Origin of the sequence: Sporolactobacillus terrae DSM 11697, from assembly GCF_000648615.1 — a bacterium.
Classification (GTDB): Bacteria; Bacillota; Bacilli; order Bacillales; family Sporolactobacillaceae; genus Sporolactobacillus; species Sporolactobacillus terrae.
This window is the reverse complement of record NZ_JFZC01000030.1, coordinates 1-20369: the sequence shown is the minus strand read 5'-3', so window position 1 is coordinate 20369 and position 20369 is coordinate 1. Positions and strand designations below refer to the sequence as shown.

The 20369-nt window shown below is 42.8% G+C and carries 17 protein-coding genes, 1 tRNA gene and 2 pseudogenes; 9 read left to right on the top strand and 11 right to left on the bottom strand.

What is annotated here, in order from left to right; all coding sequences use genetic code 11:
• Positions 1–10: 10 nt before the first annotated feature.
• The 8 genes and pseudogenes from AA84_RS0104650 to AA84_RS19335 all read right to left on the bottom strand — a co-directional run.
• Positions 11–1129 carry a glycoside hydrolase family 172 protein gene (locus AA84_RS0104650; protein WP_028976238.1) on the bottom strand — a complete coding sequence of 373 codons (1119 nt, stop codon included), beginning with the start codon at positions 1127–1129 and terminating at the stop codon, positions 11–13.
• On the bottom strand, positions 1126–3279 hold the full coding sequence (locus AA84_RS17085) for a glycoside hydrolase family 125 protein (RefSeq protein WP_051577809.1): 2154 nt from the start codon (positions 3277–3279) through the stop codon (positions 1126–1128). Before AA84_RS17085 ends, AA84_RS0104650 begins: the two co-directional genes overlap by 4 nt.
• Before the next feature lie 75 nt (positions 3280–3354).
• On the bottom strand, positions 3355–4176 hold the full coding sequence (locus AA84_RS0104640; protein WP_028976237.1) for a PTS system mannose/fructose/sorbose family transporter subunit IID: 822 nt from the start codon (positions 4174–4176) through the stop codon (positions 3355–3357).
• Positions 4173–4985 (bottom strand): PTS sugar transporter subunit IIC, encoded by an 813-nt coding sequence (locus tag AA84_RS0104635; protein WP_028976236.1) that lies wholly within the window; start codon positions 4983–4985, stop codon positions 4173–4175. Before AA84_RS0104635 ends, AA84_RS0104640 begins: the two co-directional genes overlap by 4 nt.
• Before the next feature lie 18 nt (positions 4986–5003).
• Positions 5004–5498: a PTS sugar transporter subunit IIB gene (locus AA84_RS0104630; protein WP_028976235.1), complete on the bottom strand. Its 495-nt coding sequence runs from the start codon at positions 5496–5498 to the stop codon at positions 5004–5006.
• 18 nt (positions 5499–5516) lie between these two features.
• The gene (locus AA84_RS0104625) at positions 5517–5939 is read right to left on the bottom strand and encodes a PTS sugar transporter subunit IIA (RefSeq protein WP_028976234.1); all 423 of its coding nucleotides are present in this window, start codon (positions 5937–5939) and stop codon (positions 5517–5519) included.
• Between the two features lie 145 nt (positions 5940–6084).
• On the bottom strand, positions 6085–8700 hold the full coding sequence (locus AA84_RS0104620) for a sigma 54-interacting transcriptional regulator (RefSeq protein WP_028976233.1): 2616 nt from the start codon (positions 8698–8700) through the stop codon (positions 6085–6087).
• A gap of 114 nt (positions 8701–8814) precedes the next feature.
• Positions 8815–9279: pseudogene (locus AA84_RS19335) on the bottom strand (IS3 family transposase); the annotation flags it as partial.
• Positions 9280–9718: 439 nt separating this feature from the next.
• Between AA84_RS19335 and AA84_RS0104615 the strand changes: the two are divergent.
• Together AA84_RS0104615 and AA84_RS19610 are read left to right on the top strand one after the other, a co-directional pair.
• Complete coding sequence (locus tag AA84_RS0104615) at positions 9719–10627, top strand: tyrosine-type recombinase/integrase (RefSeq protein ID WP_028976232.1); 909 nt, start codon at positions 9719–9721, stop codon at positions 10625–10627.
• Positions 10628–11372: 745 nt separating this feature from the next.
• A pseudogene (locus AA84_RS19610) lies at positions 11373–11603 on the top strand (tyrosine-type recombinase/integrase); the annotation flags it as partial.
• A gap of 135 nt (positions 11604–11738) precedes the next feature.
• Here the strand turns inward: AA84_RS19610 and AA84_RS0104610 are convergent.
• Complete coding sequence (locus AA84_RS0104610; protein ID WP_028976231.1) at positions 11739–12188, bottom strand: hypothetical protein; 450 nt, start codon at positions 12186–12188, stop codon at positions 11739–11741.
• A gap of 1153 nt (positions 12189–13341) precedes the next feature.
• On the opposite strand from AA84_RS0104610, the gene AA84_RS0104605 reads away from it, so the two are divergent.
• The 6 genes from AA84_RS0104605 to AA84_RS0104580 all read left to right on the top strand — a co-directional run bounded on the left by AA84_RS0104605 (position 13342) and on the right by AA84_RS0104580 (position 17722).
• On the top strand, positions 13342–14157 hold the full coding sequence (locus AA84_RS0104605; protein WP_028976230.1) for a winged helix-turn-helix domain-containing protein: 816 nt from the start codon (positions 13342–13344) through the stop codon (positions 14155–14157).
• Between the two features lie 452 nt (positions 14158–14609).
• Complete coding sequence (locus AA84_RS0104600; protein WP_028976229.1) at positions 14610–14816, top strand: helix-turn-helix transcriptional regulator; 207 nt, start codon at positions 14610–14612, stop codon at positions 14814–14816.
• Positions 14813–15265 (top strand): hypothetical protein, encoded by a 453-nt coding sequence (locus AA84_RS0104595; protein WP_028976228.1) that lies wholly within the window; start codon positions 14813–14815, stop codon positions 15263–15265. The genes AA84_RS0104600 and AA84_RS0104595 overlap by 4 nt, the downstream gene beginning before the upstream one ends.
• 409 nt (positions 15266–15674) lie before the next feature.
• On the top strand, positions 15675–15860 hold the full coding sequence (locus tag AA84_RS17080) for a hypothetical protein (RefSeq protein ID WP_010027527.1): 186 nt from the start codon (positions 15675–15677) through the stop codon (positions 15858–15860).
• A gap of 408 nt (positions 15861–16268) precedes the next feature.
• Positions 16269–16341, top strand: a tRNA-Ala gene (locus AA84_RS0104585).
• Between the two features lie 331 nt (positions 16342–16672).
• Positions 16673–17722: a zinc-dependent alcohol dehydrogenase family protein gene (locus AA84_RS0104580; protein WP_028976226.1), complete on the top strand. Its 1050-nt coding sequence runs from the start codon at positions 16673–16675 to the stop codon at positions 17720–17722.
• Between the two features lie 134 nt (positions 17723–17856).
• Here AA84_RS0104580 and AA84_RS0104575 read toward each other — a convergent pair whose 3' ends face one another.
• Positions 17857–19194, bottom strand: coding sequence for a hemolysin family protein (locus AA84_RS0104575; protein ID WP_081791718.1), 1338 nt, complete (start codon positions 19192–19194; stop codon positions 17857–17859).
• A 171-nt stretch (positions 19195–19365) separates the two neighbouring features.
• Between AA84_RS0104575 and AA84_RS17075 the strand changes: the two genes are divergently transcribed.
• Positions 19366–19956: a pentapeptide repeat-containing protein gene (locus AA84_RS17075; RefSeq protein ID WP_051575241.1), complete on the top strand. Its 591-nt coding sequence runs from the start codon at positions 19366–19368 to the stop codon at positions 19954–19956.
• Between the two features lie 123 nt (positions 19957–20079).
• On the opposite strand, the gene AA84_RS18560 is transcribed toward AA84_RS17075, so the two are convergent.
• The gene (locus tag AA84_RS18560; protein WP_081788014.1) at positions 20080–20226 is read right to left on the bottom strand and encodes an FbpB family small basic protein; all 147 of its coding nucleotides are present in this window, start codon (positions 20224–20226) and stop codon (positions 20080–20082) included.
• Between the last annotated feature and the right edge of the window lie 143 nt (positions 20227–20369).

The following is a 20369-nucleotide window of genomic DNA, read 5'->3' as shown; positions in this document are numbered from 1 at the left end:
ATTCTCCCTCCTAGCGTGGCAGCCGTTCCTGACGACTTATGATCGGTGTGGATAACCCATTTGGATCCGTTGAATACCAATAAGCTACGCTGGCAACGTCATCCTGGCGTTCGAATAATTGAATATCATCATTGCCTATTTGCTGCAGGGTAACAGTCAGATCTTCGGTAAAGCAGATCGGATCTTGCAGGTGCCAGCGATACAGCCCATGACGTGGTAACGCATCATCCCCGAAAGCGTGAACAGCATTCAATTTGCCAGTCTCAAAACGATCGCGGGTCGCGTCCCGATTGGATTGGAATGGATATCCTAGAAACGGCGTGCAATAGTTCTTCGCCTGCGGGCGGCCAGAATCGTCGTATTCGTGGAAAGCCCATGCACCACCGAAGTAGTCCTCGGAACCGGTGGAAGTAACGGTCGGATAATCAGTATCCCCGTCAATATAGAATTTGAATTCGCCTTCGCCCCACCAATACCGTTCCAGACAAGTCAGTGCCAGATAAGTGCCAACATAGTAGCCTTGACCTTTTAAGTTATCGATCAATTTATAGTCTTTTTGCCTGGTCGTGATCCGTTCCCGACGCCAGTTGGCATGGAAATACATGGTGTTATCCTCCAACTCATCCACTAAGGAATAGTTGATGGTGTAGAAGAAAGAAGTTAGGTCTTTCGGATGCTGGTTCTCGATGGTGATCCGGGCTGATTTTCGAAACGGCATTTCAAAAAAGGTATTGAAACCGCCGGTCGGATTGACAACGATTGGCAACGAGTTGACATCACAGCGTTCGCCAAAACCGTTACAGAAAAAGTCTCCCAGCGGACTTTCCACTGCCGGATATTCTTCATCATCCCAATAAATGCGGAAAATCAGATCCCGCAAAACGAAACTGCCGAACTCGGTCCGGTCACGGCTCGTCATCCACATGTGGCGAATGATCCCTGACCCTTTAATTTCTGCGATCACCGTTTCTTCGCCAGATTTTAGAGGGACCGCACCGCGGCCTTTACGGCTTGGGCCTAGAGCACTCGGCAGCATAGCCGCCTTACCTTTTTCGCCAGAAGGATTTTCCGGTGTGATGGCACGACTTTGGAACTTTTTAAATTGTGTAATGTCTTTTAAAATACTCATTTGGATTTCCTTTCTATTGTGTAACTTTGATTACTTGCCAGGATGACCTCGGCATACCAGGCACCCCTATCCTGGATCAACGATAGCCCAGTATCTGCAGGATTATTGATTTTTAAACGGACGACTTGTGGTTCGCTTTTGCGGTTGGTAACAGTGATCTGGTGATGCATGCAGCTGACATCAACGAAGGCACTGCCTAAATGCAAATCATTCCATGTGTAGGTCACATCATCGGCGGGTGTCACCGTCAATACGCTATGCTGTAAACGTAGACCCAGATACTGCGTCACAAACAAACTAACAAAGATCCCGGAAGCCCAGCCGCACTTGCCACAACCAAAATTACGGACGACTTCGCCATGTCTGGCCCCCAATTTATACGGCCACCACCACCAGGAGCCATCCAGGTCTGCCAGTTGCACCAACTCTTGAATACGCTGTTCAAACATCGCCGAATCATTTAACGCACTCATCAAAACCGTGGTGAAACCCGGGAACGTTGCTCCGGATTCCAGACCCCAGGTGATGCCCTGAATCTCTTCACTGTAGGTTGGATTTGCCGAACTCGCGGCAAAGCGCAATGTTTGCGTATAAAGAGGGTGGTCTTTTTCCAGGAAACCATAAAATGGGATCAGCGTCGTATCCGATTCTTCTCCATCATGCATCAGCAGCTGGATCTTGCCGTTTTGAATGACATCGCTCAAAAAGATCAAGCCCTGCTCCACAATCGGTTTTTGATAATGTTTCACCTCGTAACAGCCCTTCTCCTTGTCACCAATACCTTCTAAGAACTGCTCGCCAAAAGGTCCTTCTATCGTCATATTTTCTAAAATTGCATCTTTGATCTTTGCGGCAATCGTTCGGTACTTTGCCGCCAGTTTTGTCTCCGTCAAACCCTGATATAGCTGAGATAAACCTTCACAGGCTTTCCACATGCACAGGTTGCTCCCGGTATGGTATTTGCCTAACGCAAAAGCATCACTGATCCATACAGACGTGAATAACATCGGTTCATCAGCGGTTCGTTGGGTCAAAATCGTGTCGACGATTTTTCGCCCATTGGCAAGGATTTGCGGATGTTCGCGAAAAAACTGTACATCATTAGTGTATTCATAATACAAAGCACACAGTAAAAGACTGGATAATGAATTACTCAAGGAATGATTAATCCCACCCGGAAATTTCGTTCCCGGGAATTTCACACCATAGCGATCAAACCACAAAATTGTTTTTTGACATAATGCCGCATCGAAGAACAAAAAAGGCAACGATGCATAGTACATATCCTTATTCCAGATCCGATTCGTTGCTGGATAGCTACCCCAGTTGCTGCCAACAATCTGCTCATGGTTATTCATGCTGAAGCTGGCAAAGCTTTGATACAATGCCCGATTGAACAGATGTCCGACAGCCGGATCATCCATCTGCAGATCACCATACAGCGCTTGATAATAATGCAACGTTACTATCAGCCACCGCTCCAGATCAGCTGTTTGAAAAGCTTTCGCTTCCTGATAAGCATTCGGATCTATTAACCCGATACTGAATGCCGCCAACCCATGCGTTGCAACTTGCTGTTGCGCTCCTTTTTGATCAATCAGCACGTTTTGCTGATCAGAATATTTCTGCTGAAATAAAGAAATTTGCGGCAAGCTCACCTGCAAAGGACGTCTGCAGTTGTTTTCCACATAGGTTTGATAAACCAGCATACTATAACGGTGGTCATCGACAATTGGGCAAAACGGAATACAATAGACGGTAAAATGATGGTAGCGATGAATGATTCTCGGTAAACTGTCTTCCACAAGATCGATCGTCACATCATGATCTGACGCCGACAGATCATACGCTTTGCCGTCAACGATCAGCCTGAATTTGAGCTGCTGCGTCTGGGTATATTGTTTATTTACCCAAACGCCTGGCTTTTCTTCCGTCAGAAAATTATCTTGATAAAACGTTAAACGACTGATGGTACCGAAAACATCAATATTTGCCAACACTTTTTGGTTGCTGACATCAAAGGTCAACCCTTCCGGCGGCAACAGGTTGCGATAGAAACTTCGTGGATTCGTAGACGTAAATTGGCCATTCGTGTAACAGACATTATAAAAAGGGTGTAATGCTTGTTGTAAAAGCATTTTGATCGTCATATGTTCACTTCCTTTCGCTTCCACTAAGGCCGAAAAACTGCAGCAAGGCCATCAGAGGATTGCTGCAGTTCTTTTTCAGGCGATTCTCAATAAAGACAGAACAATGCCTAAAATGACCATGCCGAAGATAATTTTGATCACGCCGACTTTTTTCTGTAATAATTTGAAGCATCCCAATGAAATCAGTAATGGCACGATACCTTTGAAGATACTATCTAAGATTTTCTGGACGTTCAGAATCTCTTTACCATCCATAGAGAAGGACAAGATTGTATCGAATTTCACCATGCTGATGGTCATGGCGCCAACCATGATCAAGCCTAAAACACTGGCTGCTTTAGTCAAAATCTCGATCAAACCGTTAGCATACAGTTTTTGGATATATTTAGAGCCCAGTGAATAGCCTAAGATCCCGCCGTAATAACGAACCAAATAGTTCGGGACATTAAACATAATCAAAAAGATGATTGGGGCAAGGATATTGCCGGCATGGGCCAAGTTGATGGCTAACCCTGCACATACGACACGCCAAACACCCCAGAACAAGGAATCTCCAATCCCGGCTAACGGTCCCATCAAACTGGTCTTGATGGCGTTGATACTCTCCACGTCAAAGCCTGGTTTTTTGGAATTTTCTTTTTCCATTGAAGCTGCGGTCCCCATGATGAATGACGCAAATGGGATTGTGGTTGAGAAGTATTGACTGTGTCTTTCTAACGCAGCTGCACGATCATTTTTATCTTTATAAAAATGATTGATAAACGGCATCATAGAGTAGGCGAAACCGCCGCCACCCATCGTTACCGGGTTTACCGACGCATACATGGTCATGGAACGCCAGAACATTTTACGTACTAACTTTTTTTCTTCTTTTGAAATTTGTTGTCCTAGTTTCATTTGAAGAAATCCTCCTCTTCGTCATCGATTGTCCGTGTACCTGCTGTTATCGTGTTTGCTTGAGGGGCCGTTTGCATTTTCTTCAACTGAAGATCACGCTGGGCCATTACGATTGCAATGATCGCACCAATAACAGCAATCGCGATCAGTGGCAAGTTAAAGTAAGCCATGATCACTGCGCCTGAGAAGAACCAAACGGCAATTTTTTTGCTCCAAAGCATTTGTAATAACATCGCCATACCGACAGCCGGCAGTAAGTTTCCGGCAACTGTCAAACCGTTCATGATCACTTTTGGAATATTGTCTAACACCGATTTCACTACATCAGCACCGAACAAGACGGCAAAAAATGGGATTAAGGCATATAATGCATAGTGGATGAACCACATGAAAAAATGCAGGTTGATGATTCCTTTTTGATTATCTTCTTTCGCAAAGCTAAAGAATTTCGCAGCCATTGGTCCACAAACAAATGAAAAGATCATATTCATCAGCTGTAAACCCAGAACTGCCAACGGAAAGACGATTGGAATCACCACATCAACATTTCCGCCCATTTTGATCGCAAAAGCAGTAGCTAAACCAGCCGCCAATGAAGGTTCAGCGGTACTGGAGATCCCGATATTCACGACCCCCATAAAGATCGCTTCAAGAGAAGCGCCGACAATTAAGCCGGTCTGAATATCGCCTAGCAGCAAGCCGGCTAACGGTGCAACAACGATCGGACGGCTGAGCATCGCCATACCCAACAGTTCATGCCCTGCAACACCAATAAAGACCGCAAGTGCAACAACAAGAGCATCATACATTTCTTTCCATCTCCCTTTTTATAAATCGTTCAACACAGATTTAGCCAATCGTTTTTCCATCGCTGGCGTGCCTTGGAAAGAGGTATCTGGATACAGTTCAACCAACTTTTTCAATGCCTCGATCTCATCTGGTGTCAGCATCACTTCTTTAGTTAACATTTTCTTATCTGGTGAAGGCGGTGTCATTTTTCCGGCATTGCCCACATTCATCATTTCAATTTGATCTGGGAAAGCTTTGGCTACTTTGACCGCATCTTTTACAGTGGGTACCAGGACCATCAGCTTCATCTTACTGGCACGGGGATCCTGTAATAGCTGGATTGCATCGTCTACCGTTTTAATAATGGTTTTGACATGGGATGGTGCTGCCATTTTCAAGGTCATTTTTTGAATATCGTTCCCGGCAGCTTCGTCACTTGCCACCACTAGACCGGTCAAATTCAAAGCCTTAGTCCAGGTCATCGCTACCTGTCCATGGATCAGCCGTTCATCAATACGTACTGCTTTAATCATTTTGTTTCCCCCCTTAAATTAGAAAAAATCTTCTTCATCATCTGTTACATGGGCTTCTGTTAAAAAACTGACTTTCAATTCAGAGCGGCATTTGTCAACTAAATCGGTAACTTTTTCTTGAGTCAGATCACCCCTGCTCAACAAGATCTCCAAAATGATTGGAAAATTGAAACCAGCAATGACTGTCACAGGAATCTTGTGTTCCAGAAAGGTTTTGGTCACTTTCTGGTTGACACTGCCTCCATAAAGATCGGTGAAAATGAACAACTGATCATCAGCAGTGAGACTGTCAATAAATTGTTCCAGTTCAGCATCAAAGTCTGTGTCATTCGTATAAGCATTGATCGTGGCAATGCCCTTGGTAGTACCGGCTAAAAGCTCGATACTGCTCAGCATGCCGTTGGCTAAGCGGCCATGAGTTGCAATGAGTATTCTTTTCATCGGCATTATTCCTTTCTCTGTTCTCACTTTTCTATCAAGCAAGACCTGTGCCAACTTTCAAAGTGCTTGTTACATCAGCCTTTTCAGCCCATAAAAAAAAGTGTCTGATTTTCCGAACTGAAAATCAGACACTTTATTAAACACTTCAGCGTTTGATAAAAGGACCTAATAATTCGTAAAGCAGCGACAACTCATAGGCATTGACTTTAAAGTTGTATTTCATCTCCATAGGCTGGAAGATGCTGCGGGAAACGTAATAAAATTCATCTTCTTCTGATGACATCTCATGAGAGGGTTCTTCGGCTTTTCCGGTGCGTGCCAAAAAAAGTCGTTCCATCATCAAGGCTGTGTGCATATACAGGTTCAATTTCACTTTACCATTTAGAATGAAGTGATAGTAGCTTTCATATTTGGAGATCACTGTTTCCACTTCGCTCATGACGATAGTTGGGTTTAGAAAAGTCAGCCGGTCGGCCACGCCTTCCAGGGAGAGAAATTTCACCAGTTCCTGGATTAATCCCAGATATTCCTGATGAGTCATCTCCTGACCCAGGATATTTTCCAAATAACGATTACCCTCTCCATCCAGAATATTGTAAATGTTCACATTCGGAATGGTGAAGGATTTCGGCAAATCAGAAGTCGTGATGACCAGTTTGGTTTTGTCAAAGTAGTCCTCGTCATTTTGATCGATCAAGGAACGCAATTCCTGGTACTCTTTGGTGAAGACTTCAATACGATCACTGTTCAGGTGGTTACCGAAGATCTCGCGCAGCTTATCAGAGATCCCCAATCCTGACATACAGGAGATGATGATGTTGCTCGTTTGGGCGAAGCCTTCGAAGTACTGCACATTAATCGAATATTTTTCCGATGCGTCTTCGGCAATCCGATCAAACAGTGAATTCATAGACATTTTCAAGCCAATATCCAGCGCGATCGAGGTCGTCAAATTGTTAATCAGCAACAACTCGCCTTTCAGATCGTTTTTGATCTGCGCATAGATCTGGTTCAAAGAGCCCATATCCACGATCAACACCAGACTGTCGGTATAGACCTGTTTATTGACGAAAGCTTGGGTGAGCTCCACAATCTCAGAAATATTGCTTTCCACCGGCATGTCCAAGGCTTCAAAAATATAGTTCCCACACATTTGGTTAACCACCGCCTGGATGGAACTTGCGGTACTATCGCCGTGAGCTAACAGTAAGCCTTTCAATTCGATGGACTCATTGACATAATCCAATAAAATCACCAGTACCAGCATTTGCAGAATCTGCCGCTCGCTTTCTGAAAGCTGTGGTAGTTTACTAATAAACTGATCGGTGACGTAGGCGGTTCGCGGATAAGTTTTCCGTAAAATACGGATCGCCTGACTCAAGTCAATTTTACTGGTGAGCTGACTGGCATAAATGTGGCTGCTGATCTGGGCAGCTGGTCCGCTGGTGACTAACCCATACTTTTTAATCAGGATTTGACTCCAAAGTCTTCGATACATATCGGCGGTCAACCTCTGGGCTTTGGACAACAACGTATTTTGCTCGATAGTCCCCACCAACTGTTGGACTCCCCTTTGCACCTCGGTGATGTTGTCTGTCAAATTGCCGTTGACGATCCATTCACTGATGCGGGCGAGCGTTTGATCATAGTCAACAAGTTTCAAACTCTGCAGATGGATATGATCATCAGCTTTGATCAACAGGTCTTCTAACGGCAAGTCTTCTTCGACAGTTGTCAAAGTGTCTAGCTGCTGAGCAATCTCTTGCTCACTGACTAGCAGTTGTTTGCCAGTCTGTCCGCTATAAACACTGGCACAGCTGATTTTGATTACATTTTTCAAGCGACCGATATTGCCGCTGAACGAATGACTCAATAATAAAGACAAAGCCTTTTTGAACACCAAAATATCTCGATTCAGCACCACGGCTTCGTTATGAAAAAAAAGCTGGAGCAGTTCAATTTTTTCTCCTAACGGCCTGTCGCAAAACGCCGGTAGTTCTACATTGATCTGGATACGGCGGGCAAATGTGTCTAAAAGGAAATCTTCACTTTTTTCGGTGGTCGCAAAAATAAAACGTACGTTGGCATGCGACCACTTGCTGTTTTCACCTAATGGGCGGTATTGTCCCGAATCCATAAATAAGAACAGTTTTTCCTGGTTCTCATTAGACAGTCGGTGAACCTCATCTAAAAAGAGATAGCCGGTACTGGCGTTGGCCAGAAGTCCCGATGTATCTTTCTCCGCACCTGTAAAGGCTCCCTTTTTATACCCGAATAAGGTGGCTGAAAGCAGTTCAGGATTATCAGCATAGTCAGCACAGTTCAGAATGATAAACGGCGCATTTTCTGTGATCACCTGCTCTTCTTTGGCATACTCATAGATTTTTTGGGCCAGGAAACTTTTCCCTACGCCGGTTTCCCCATTGATTAGAATACTCAAACCATGAGGCGGATATTTAACAGCCGAAATACATTGCTGAATGACTTCTTTTAAGCTACCATCATAACCCACGATATCGGAAAAATCTGCAATGGCTTCTTCAACCCGTGGCGGGTCAACACCTTCACTGACTTTCCACAAGACTGGTTTGCCCCTCAACTTTTTTAGCTTACCATCTTCCATCAGGCGCGAAAGATAATGACTAACATTCTGGCGGGAAATAGCCAATTCATCTGCAATCTCTTGGGCTGTGACCGCTTCTTGAGCATGCGTCAGCTGCTCTACAGCTTCAAAGACTTTATCTTTGGCAGTTTTCTTCATTTTATCTCCCCTTTTTGATCTGTCTAAAGAGTATCTTAAAGCGAATTTGAAAATGTGTCTATTATATTTAGGTGATTCTAGACGGTTAGATTGAAGGAGTAAATGCATAGTGAATCCATGAATACGAAATTTATTGAACCAATTGACGTAATCAAACAATTCAAGATCAAGAACATGTTGACTAGGGAAAACACGTCCGTTAGTTAATAAACTCAGTTTTGATGTTTTTAAATGTCGCCTCAAGAGCGGCATTATTATCAGAAGTACCTTTGTGACTCAATGATCGTTTGATTTGAAGTCCTTCCAATGCCAATGAGTTTGTTTTTAAACTCGATTTCCCGATCTGTATGAAATAATTCAAGGCGATTTAGAATGCTTTTCACAGTGGCGAAACCTGGTAAATTAACTTGACGTCTTTATTCGGACTAAGCGATGGGATATTTCCGAGACTAGACCCTGTTCTTTCATGATCCATCCGATTCGTCGCCGTGCGACTTGTTTTCCCTGTTTCTCAAGTTCTTTTTTTATCTTTCTCTGTCCATAATAGATCGATCGATTCTCTTCAAAGATTTGAACCACTTGACGTACAATTCCTGATTGTCCTGTTGTTATTCACGACAGAAAATGAGTGATAGAATGGCTCGACAAATTAGAATACGTTGAGAGAAACGTTATACCTTTTAGCTCTTTTTTCATAAGCCAGCGACCTTCTCTCGATTTTTACCATAATTTGCCGCAAGCCAAACTCACAGTGAAAACTTGACTGCTTGCGCTGACCGTTGTATAATAATTTACAGATCACTTCATACTACGAAGTCTACATAGGTCAAAGCCTTATATAGGGGCATTAGCTCAGCTGGGAGAGCGCTTCGCTGGCAGGAGTCAATCTTTCTTGCCGTCATACTTTCCCAGTTTATCAAGCCTCACAGCTAAAGTTGCACAGGGTACACTAATAGAGCCAAAAACAATCTCGTATGAGCTTTGTACAAAATACACAGCTTGTAGGAGGTTTTTTAGTATGCTTATCGAGTCAATCGAGAAAGAGTTTGTTGCAGACAAGAAGTTTGAGGGGCTTACCGAGAACAGTCTCACCTCGTATCACGTACTTTTCAGGAACTTCAACAGTTTCCTCACTGAGCAGGGCATTGAACAGCTAGAGGACGTGTCAGGTCGTACAATTAAGGCTTATCTCCATTGGAACGCTGAGCGAGGCAACAAGGCAAGGTCTATTAACTCAAAGCTGAAACTTATTCGTGCTTTTTGCAGATGGCTCCATGAGGAGAGCCTGACGGAAACCCTGCTCACCAAAGGCATTAAGTCTCTCAAGCAGGACGAGAACCCGAAAATAGTTAAAACTGAGGATGTAAGAGCCGCATTGTCTTACCTCCGACGCATTAAGCGCAGAGAGGACACGTTCACGGCTCGCAGGAACTACGCTATAATTGTCTTTTTTGTTGGCACAGGGCTAAGAATTGGAGAAGTCGAGCGGCTCAACTGGGCTGACATAAACTTTGAAGAGTCACTTATCATGCTGAACCTGACAAAGAGTAGAAAAGCACAGAGCGTGCCGCTGAGTGAGGAACTAGCGCGGGAGTTGCTTGACTGGCGCTTATACTTAGAAAAGAAGTTTGAAAAGCTCCCAGCCCCGCTCTTTGTTACCCGAGAAGGCATAAGACTGACCCGAACGGGTATGCAGAATTTCTTTAAGCGACTCAAGAAAAATGCAGGAATAACAGGGACGTTTTCTCCGCACGCGCTCAGGGCCTACTTCATCAAGTCCTTACTTCAAAAGGGAGGTAACTTGCGGGAAGTACAGCTCCTCGCGAGACACTCAAAGATTACAGTTACTCAGCTCTATATTGGTTACTTCCAGAGCGAATTGAAAGACGCGATAGATGAACACAATCCGCTTGGCGGCTTAATCTAAAGACACACCGAGAAGGGAACTGGCTGAGGGAGCTGGTTCTTTTTTTCTATTCTCCCCTCGGTATGCTGACGAACTGAATAGAATATCAATAGTCTCGCATTGTAGACCTACCCCCGAGGCAGGAGCTATACAGGGCTTACTCACAGACGGTACGCGACAGACACCCTAGAGCAATAATCACACCGACAAGGGAAACTGACTGGTACAGAGCCAATGAGGAGGACTGACAGGCGTAACTCTGGGCTTACTCAAAATTAAAACACTGCCCTCGACGTGCTCCCCTCATTGGCTTTTTTCTGTTTGAACTGTATTAATCAACTAGTACACTCAAAAGCACAGCTCCCAGCTCTCTCTTTTCAGCTTCACTCTACACAGCTTCTACGCACAAGAGAAACCGCACGAGTCATAACCTCCAAAGCAGAACGAATGAGCGCATTTAAAGAGCTGAGTCTAAGTGGCACAAGGCTCAACAGCGAACTAACGAGGTAACTCAGAGCTTAACGAAAGTGTGAACCAAGCCAGTCGCTCTCAGGCTTGCTGAGCAGACGCTCTTACAGTTTTCTCAGGAGCCTCCCTCTGAGGCAGAAGCGACAAGGACAGCTCACAGGCTGACCGACAAGTTGAGCCTCTCTGGTCCTTCCTCGCAAGGGCAACGGTATATCATTTATCATTAATTAAGCCGAGGAGGAAACTCAGGAGCCAAGTGAGCGCGACAAAATAGCCTCCGAGTGTTAATGGTTTTAAGTGCTTCTTCAAGAAAATGTCTGAGCATATGGATTTTCCTCAAACAAGATGCTCAGCTCATACGTGCCGACACTACTTTGCAAAGAAATGGATTCAAGCGGGAGGAGACATAAGCACACTCGCGAAAATGCTGAGACACACAATCGTGAAAACGACAGAGCGCTACCTCCATTTTTACGGTAATGAGGTTGCTGAGGATAATGACAAGTTTAATCCATTGAGTGACCTATGACTCTAAACACGAGCGGGGAACTGGCTGGACAAGCTGGTTCTTTTTTTTTAATGCATTTCCTACTTCGCAGTAAAACACGGACTGTGTAATGCGACCAAGAAATTTGTATTCATTTTTCTCAATCATAATGGCATTTTATTTCAAACGCTGTTTCAAATACAGTTCTACTTCTTCTTGTGTTAATCTTCTGATTTGAGTATGAGGAAATCTCACATATTGCTCTCTTTGATAAACAGGTTTTTTCAGTTTGCAAATTTTATCTTTGCTCTTATTAAGATAGTCCTCCAAATTTTTAATGGAAGAGAAAATTTTATATGATTTTCTTCCCTTTGTATTAACAATTTCAAAAATGCCACCATTTGTTTTTTCAGTTACATCAGCAGTGCGAAGATATAACTTAGCAATTTCCAATGATTTGAATGGAAAATTCCATCTTTGAAGTCCTCGCTTTTCATCTTTATTTATACAAATACATCTTCCGCAAGTTCCACAAATGTATTGTCTATGGTTTTCTAAGCATTCTCTAGCGCCAAGCAAAGGAGTAATTCTATTATTGTCACTATAGCATTCAGGACATTCTGTCAATTTTATTCCCCCGATATAATTTGCAAATCTTATTACACAGCATTCGTCTACGGATCATTATAATTGACTCTTGTTACTTTGCACTTTCACCACAATGTACTCAGTAAAACTCAGCAGTCTCGCACTATTTACATATGAAAATGCACGCTACACAGGGCGCAGAGCAGACACTCTGTCTAGAATAACACTGAGGGGCTTCTCTGACTGACACACAACCACTGAGTAGGGACTGACTGGCAATACTCTGAGCTTACTCCTAACTTTTGCTAAACACCACCCTCGACGTGCTCCCCTCATTTGCTATTGTGCTAAGCTTTAAAAATAAAAATATACTCATGAACTCAGCATGCTAGCCTCCTTATTGGCTCCTCTCCAACTCAGTTTCTACACAGCTTCACTTGAGAACAGACCCAATGGCTTTCCTTCTTCAGAAATCCTAGTACAAAAACTTTTTGTAGCCAACTCCCCTAGCAGTAAAGTAGTTTCATTCAAAAAGATGTAAACAACTGTCTAAAATAATTGAGCCAACTCGCTAAAGATCGAAAATGATAAATAGATACTTAGCGCGGAACGCGCATGGAAGCTATCTAGGCAAGCCATTTTTTCTTCCTCGTATTAAAAAATAAAAAATACGAGTTGCCTCCTTCATTTACAAAATTGCTGAACTGGCGCGTCAGCGCTTAAATAAGCACGCTATTGGTACTATTACTTATTTCTAAGAAATTACCATAACTTGCTATACGTAACTCTATTGATGAGATGGCTGTGGTTATATTAAAATGGTTCTATACATAGCAAGCCTTCCTCTTAAAGTCCTCATTGAAATGTATAAGAAGTAAGATAAGTAAAACAGTCGAAAAGGCTCTCAAGCCTTGATATCAAGCCTTTTTTAAAAGAAAAACACCGCTCATTTAACGTACTAATCAAGCTAGTATCGCTCATTTCACGTATTAACCATCTCTTCAATCATCAGCGAGACAGCGTTCTCGCAAATTACACTCATTTGTTTCCCGCCGTCTTTGCAATTATTTTCAAGTTCCAAGTTAAAATGAATAACTTGATGTAATGCAAGACATGCTCTTTTCTCGGGTTTCATCTGAGGGGAGGAGATGGGCATATTTACTCACTCAGGGATATAACGACAGATACGAAGGTGAAAGAACTTATAGGATTTGGCTGGGAGTTTACTTCACCTAAAGAGAGAGATGCTCGACGCAAATATGGTGAACGGGAACGCAAAAAGAGACACAGAGAACGCGAGTTTGTGTTTCTAATAAAGGACTTCTTTAGTAAAGCAAAGGGTGGACTAACTCTGGGGGAAATGGGTCTACTGCTGTTTCTAGCGCGATACATGCGTTTTTCTGAAGAAGGCCGACTTATATTCAAAAGTAAAAGACTGTCGGTTTCTGAATTAGCCAAGCTGGTTAAAAAAAGTCCAAGCCAAGTACGGAGACTGCTTGCTGAGCTTGAGAGAAGAAGTCTGATTTTCCGTATTCGTGAAGGAAACAATGTATATGTTGAGCTTTCAGAAGAATTGTTTGTTTGCGGTTCCCTTAATGGGGAAAATGTGAAGACGGTAAAAATTTTTAAGAAAACACTCGGCGAGGTGGCAAAGGACTTAAGCCTCAATGAATTGGGATTTTTGATGCTTATGCTTGAGAGCATGCACTGGCGTTCTCATTTACTTTGTAGCAACTCTGAGGAGGGGGATATAAATAAATTAAACCTCCTGTATAAAAAAGATTTGCCAAGTAAGCTAGGAGTTTCAAAGGATTTCGTCTACCGTACATTGAGGAAATTTCAGAAACTTGGCGTTATAGCAGAAGTGAAGGAGGCTAAAGGTGGCATTTGTTTGCACCCACAAATAGTGTCCCGTCAGCATATTAACCCGAACTGGGAAGAAATTTGTCATTGTATTGAAAGCGCACAGTCTAAGAAATACCCAAAACATGACAGTGAGCCAGCGTAAAAAATTCAAAAATAAATTGGTGAATTTAGAATGCAAATTGTTTTTAAGTGAGCAGTAGCAATATGTCGCGGCAGGAGAAGACTAGACAAACCTTGATATATAGCGAAAAATAACATTTACGGAATTCTAATGGGAGGTGTTCAATAATTAAAATACCTCCCCCACATGGTCGCACTCATGAACTGATGGACCAGAAGTGAAATTGGGTAGTAACCAAGACTGCTTCTCACAATGAAAAAATTGTGAGGGTGGTCTTTTTTTATGTAACATGAGCCTACACACAGGATTTTTAAAACACAAAAAGGCTTTCCTATGCGGAAAACCTCTGTTTTAGTGAGATATTCTGGTTGAATTTGTCAGTAAAAAAGGAACGGAAAGTAAACTTTACATCAAATGAATTACATGATATTATTGATTTGGAAAGTAAACTTAACATAAGGAGGGGCGTGAATGTGAAGAACAAGCTAGAAGAAATACGAAAGCAAAGGGGAATTAAACAAGAAGAACTTGCGAATGCCCTTGAAGTATCAAGGCAGACAATTGGTTCCCTTGAAAATGGTCGTTATAATCCATCAATAATATTGGCTTTCAAAATTGCACGGTATTTTGGAATGAGTATTGAAGAAATATTTATTTATGAGGAGGAAACAAAAAAATGAAAAACAACACTAAAATTCTCATTGCCAATGTAATAATGCTCGTTATAGGAATTGTGATGTTACTATTTGGGTTCAATGAAACGACCGCTCCCATGTCCGGCATGTTAACTGGTCTGGGTTCTGCATTAAGTTTATCTGCTGTGTTTTGGATGATTAGGGTTCTTTACTGGTATAGCCCGAGCAGAAAAGACCAGTATGAAAATCGTATGAAAACGCAAAATATTGATCTTAAAGACGAACGAAAAATTATGTTAAGAGATAAGTCGGGAAGAGCTGCTTATTTAATTGGACTGGCAGTCTTAGTGATTTGTATTTTGGTATTCAGGGTTTTGCACGCACTTAATATCTATGATATAGGTAGAGCGTTTTTTATTTTTACAGGTGTGTTTGTAGTATTTGAATATTTGTTAGGAATTATCATTTTTAATATCATGAGTAAAAAGTTGTAAAAGCAAAATAAGAAATTATATATATAAGTACATTGGTTTGACCTAGAAATGGTTCATCCTCTCACCATAAACCCCCGCCAATCAAGCAGAGGTTTACTTTTTTTATAAAGCCAGCGAGGAAGGCTAAGAGAGTGCGTGCTCACAAGCTCACTCTCATGCACTCGCTGAGGTAGTATGTGCCGCCCAACGCTTCTATATAAGCGTTCTCTCTGTCATACTGAATGGTACACTCAAACGGTTCCTCGTCGTTAAAGGGGGGATAGTATGCACGCGCGTAGTAGCTATTCAGTTTTGGATCAGTTCCAATGCAGGGGCTGTAAAGAAAGAAGGTAAGAGCTTTGTTTTCAGCCCAATTCTGCTATTGTATAATGAAGCAAGGAAAATCCATAAGAAAATAGAGGTGATACTGATGAATTGGCAGTTTTTAAAGGATAAAAAGGTTATCATGGGTACATGTTTATTACTCATTTTACACACCCTTGGCTTTATGCTTGCTGTTACTAATAATGAATATTGGGGGACAGTGATTGTAGTTGCAACCATCATCTCAGTCCTTACTATTTTTAGGGCAATTAAGGTACGGAATCAAGAGTAATGCAAGTTTTCACTGTTTTGTCGCTGCTGTGGATTGAGTCCAGTCTCTGTTAATGTTGTAGCAAGTTGCTCAATAGTCACACTTAAGAAGTAAAATAAAGAGCTGAAAAGCTAGGTTCTTTTTTTGCCCTAATTTCCGCTTATACGGCAGAAGCTCTCTCGCAGATCAGCTCTCAGACAAACCGAGACAGCCAAAACTATCCAGCTTCCTCTATTTCGTTGCGACTCGGTACGCACGATATGAGCCGACTACATGGTTGAGCTTCTCAGTGCCACTTCCCGACCTAAAAACTTCACAGGAACCCAGCACAGCGTGAGCTTTCTGCAAATATTCTTGACCCGTGTGCAGGAAATAATGTAATATAATCCTGTACAAAGCTCATAGTGGCTTCAACCCTTGTGTAGTAACGGGGCATTAGCTCAGCTGGGAGAGCGCTTCGCTGGCAGCGAAGAGGTCAGCGGTTCGAGCCCGCTATGCTCCATAAACGATGAAAACAGCAAGGATGTCGGCAGAAGCCCTCCTTGCTGTTTTTTTTGGTCTGATTTGGTACGTTTTGTACGTTTTGCTAGAGCCGACTCTTTTGATTTCCTAATCATTTTTTGATGAGATACGATTTAGGTTGTTGTGAGTAAAACGCTTTAGTTCACAACCCCTTTACCACTAATCACGGGACGATGCGTTAATGAATTGGGGAAAACCCAAATATGAAAGCGTTTACAATTTTCACCTAAAATGTTATACTAACTCCGCTGGTGTGATATAGGTCACACCAAATTGCAAATGCATTCATTTTAAAAGGAGATGCACGATTAATGAAAGCAGCTGTTCTCGATAAGTTTAAAGAACCGTTAGCTGTTAAGGAAGTCTCTGATCCAGAATTGACGTCGGACGGCATTATTTTAAAACTGAAAGCCACCGGTGTCTGTCGAAGTGACTGGCATGCCTGGGAAGGCGAATGGAATGGATTTATCCCGCCGCTGCCGCATATTCTTGGGCATGAAATGAGCGGCACCGTCGAAGAAGTTGGAAAAGACATTAAGAATTTCAAAAAAGGGGATCGCGTCATCGTTCCATTTACTCAAGGGGATGGAACTTGCCCGCACTGCCTCGCTGGACATTCCAATGTTTGTAATCATCAGGTGATGCCTGGTTTCACGTATAATGGGGGATTTGCCCAGTACACACATATTCCGAATGCAGATCGTAATTTGATGAAATTGCCGGAAGGTGTTGATTTTCTGGAAGCCAGTGCAATGGGCTGCCGATTTATGACCGCATTTCATGGCGTAACAAGCATAGGCAAAGTAGCTCCAGGCGAATGGGTTGCTATTTTCGGTGCCGGAGGAGTTGGACTTTCGGCCACACAAATTGCAACCGCTATTGGTGCCAATGTCATTGCGGTCGATATTGCCGACGACAAACTGGAATTTGCAAAAAAAGTTGGCGCAGTCGCAACAGTCAACAGCAAAAAAGAAAATGCACCGGAAGCAATAAAAGAACTGACGCATGGCGGTGCCCAGGTGGGTATTGATGCCCTGGGCATTCAAGCCACAATGCTTAACTCCGTCCTCTGCTTAGACAAACGTGGCAGACATGTCCAAATTGGCATGACCTCTTTTGGAGACGGCGGCATGATGAACATTCCTTTAAACGAAATGGTCAGCCGTGAAATTCAGTTTTCCGGATCATTTGGCATGCCGATCTCTGAATACCCGGGCATGCTGCAGATGGTGGAAAAGAAACGCCTTCAACCGGGGAAACTCGTTAAAAACACGATATCGCTAAATGGCATTGACAAAGTCTTTCATGATATGACAAGCTTTGCCGGGCTAGGCGTTACCGTGATCACCGATTTTGATTGAAGCACTTCTGCAAAGGATGTCATTGAGTGACTCGTCAAAGTTACAAAATCCAAATCAAGATCAACTGTCCTGAGCTCCGTTTGCAGCCCGGAACAGTTTTTTCTATGAATCGAAACGATTAGATTTTGTCAGATTCACTGAATGTTGTTTAGCATGTTTCTTTTTTGCTTTTTAACCATGACTTTTTTGATTTGATAGTCGTCCATTTCTTCTACTGTAAACGTTGTATCGTCGTAGCTCACCGTTGCACCGATTCTTAAATTTGGATTTTTGCCAAGCAACCAGCCGCCAATCGTATCGAGCTCATCGTCCTGAAGATCGAGTTGGAATTGCTGATTGATTTGTGATATCAGTACTTTCCCATTGACAATTGCTTGATTTGCATTGACACGAGTAATCATCGGCTCTTCGTTTTTGTCAAACTCATCGCGAATTTCACCAACGATTTCCTCAATGATATCCTCAGCAGTCACCATGCCCGAGGTGCCGCCATACTCATCGATCAGCACCGCCATGTGAATCCGTTCTTTTTGCATGCTCTCTAGCAGCGAGCGAACCGGGGTTGTCTCAAGTACGGTAAGAATTGGCCGTATATAACTGTCCAGTGTGTTGATTTTCTTATCGACAAGGTCCATATAAATATCCTTGATATGCACCATACCGATGACATGATCCTTATCTTCATCCACAACAGGAAAGCGTGTATATTTTTCATGATGAAGGATTGCGAGCGTCTCATCGATTGGGTCCTCCTTAAAAATACAGACCATCTCTCTTCTCGGAACCATCACTTCTCGCGCCGTTCGTTCGTCAAAATCAAAAATCCGATTCATATAGCGCAGTTCGCCTTGGCTAATTTCGCCGCTGTTGAAACTGTTGGAAATAGTCATGCGCAATTCGCCTTCGGACAAGGCTTGCTCATGATCGGCATTCGGCTCAAGCCCAAACAGACGAATCACACCATTTGACAAAGCGTTAAGCACCCAGATAATCGGGAAAAAAAGTGCATGAACCCAAATCAATGGATAGACGAGCGAAAGGGTCAATTGCTCCGCTTTCTGAATTGCTATTGCTTTCGGTGCCAGCTCGCCAAGAACAACGCTGACCATTGTCACAATGAAAAAACCGACAATCACCGACAATGTTGTGGTCACGGCTGCGTTGAACCCGAGTCGTTGAAACAACGGATGAAACAAGTGGGCAACGGCCGGCTCCCCGATCCAGCCAAGAACCAAAGCCGTAACGGTAATGCCCAGCTGAGCGGTGGACAGATACGCGTTAAGGTCATTAACAATCTTTTTGGCTGCCACAGCACGCTTGTTGCCTTGCTTGATTAATTCATCCAATCGTGTGGAGCGAACTTTCACGATCGCAAATTCCGCTGCGACAAAAAAGGCGGAGATATAGACGAGGACAATGACAATCACTATGCCGAGTATTGGATTCAAATTAGACCCATGCACTGCATTCAATGCATGGAGTCACCTCCTTAATCACATGAGATACCATATTGTGCTTCATTCCTTATTGTGTGCTTTTATACATGTTCTTATTAAACCGTAAAGCTTCCGCTGCTTCGCGCTCTGCGCGTAAACTATGCTACACTGTTTCTAAGCAAATAAGGGACAGAGGGTGATGCGGATATGGTCATTGAAAAGAAAACAGTCATGCTTGAGGGCTTAGAGGAAGGTTCGGTTCTGAATCACTGCGAGATCGAAAGTACAAGCGAACGAAAACTGCTGAGCGGTATTCAATTCAATCACTGCTTTTTTCGCTTTGATGATTTTACGAAAACGGAGATTTTAGATTGTTCCTTTACACATTGTGAATTTTCAAATTTTAATTTTCACAAGGCTATTCTCTATCGTGATACATTTTCATCCTGTAAATTTATGGGCACAAACTTCATTCAGTCAACCTTCAAAGACACACGATTTACCGATTGCCTGATGACTTACGCTAATTTCAGTGAGGCAAAATGCACCGGTGTCCGGTTTGAAGCAAACAAGATGAATGAATGTTCGTTTCAAAAGGTTCAGATGAAAAAGATGAAGTTTGACCGTTCATGTATCGACGGTATCGACTTTAGCGAAACTGCTTTAAAAGAGATCGATCTTTCAAACTGCGACTTCGAAACGCTTCGAATTGACGTCAACCGGGCAAAAGGTTTGAAAGTTAATCAATTTCAGGCTGCCACGCTGATTGCTTCGTTTGGTATTCGAGTTGTTGAATAACATAAAGTTGCGTGCAGCCGATAAAACCGATGCAATGCAGCTTTATTAAAAAAACAAAACAACACAGGCCGATTAAGGCGCTTGTGTTGTTTTCATGTATCCGCTTTCTAAAATAGTCAGAACTTACCTGACACTTTTGTTACGCACCGGGACTGTTGCTGCACGACGCTCGTCCAGTTTGCGTTCGATCCGATTCAATTCATGACGATCGCTTAAAATTTCTTCCTTATTCTTCTTCACGAGCTGCATGTACGTCACTTTTCGTTTCATCTAAATCATCCTTTCTTGTCTCTACTTCTATGATACCCGATTTTTTTGAATTTAACATTAATAAACCTGAATTATTCATAGCCTAATTTGCTAACTGGCCAAAACGCTTTCCCCACAAGGAGATAACCCTTTTCGTTTTTTCA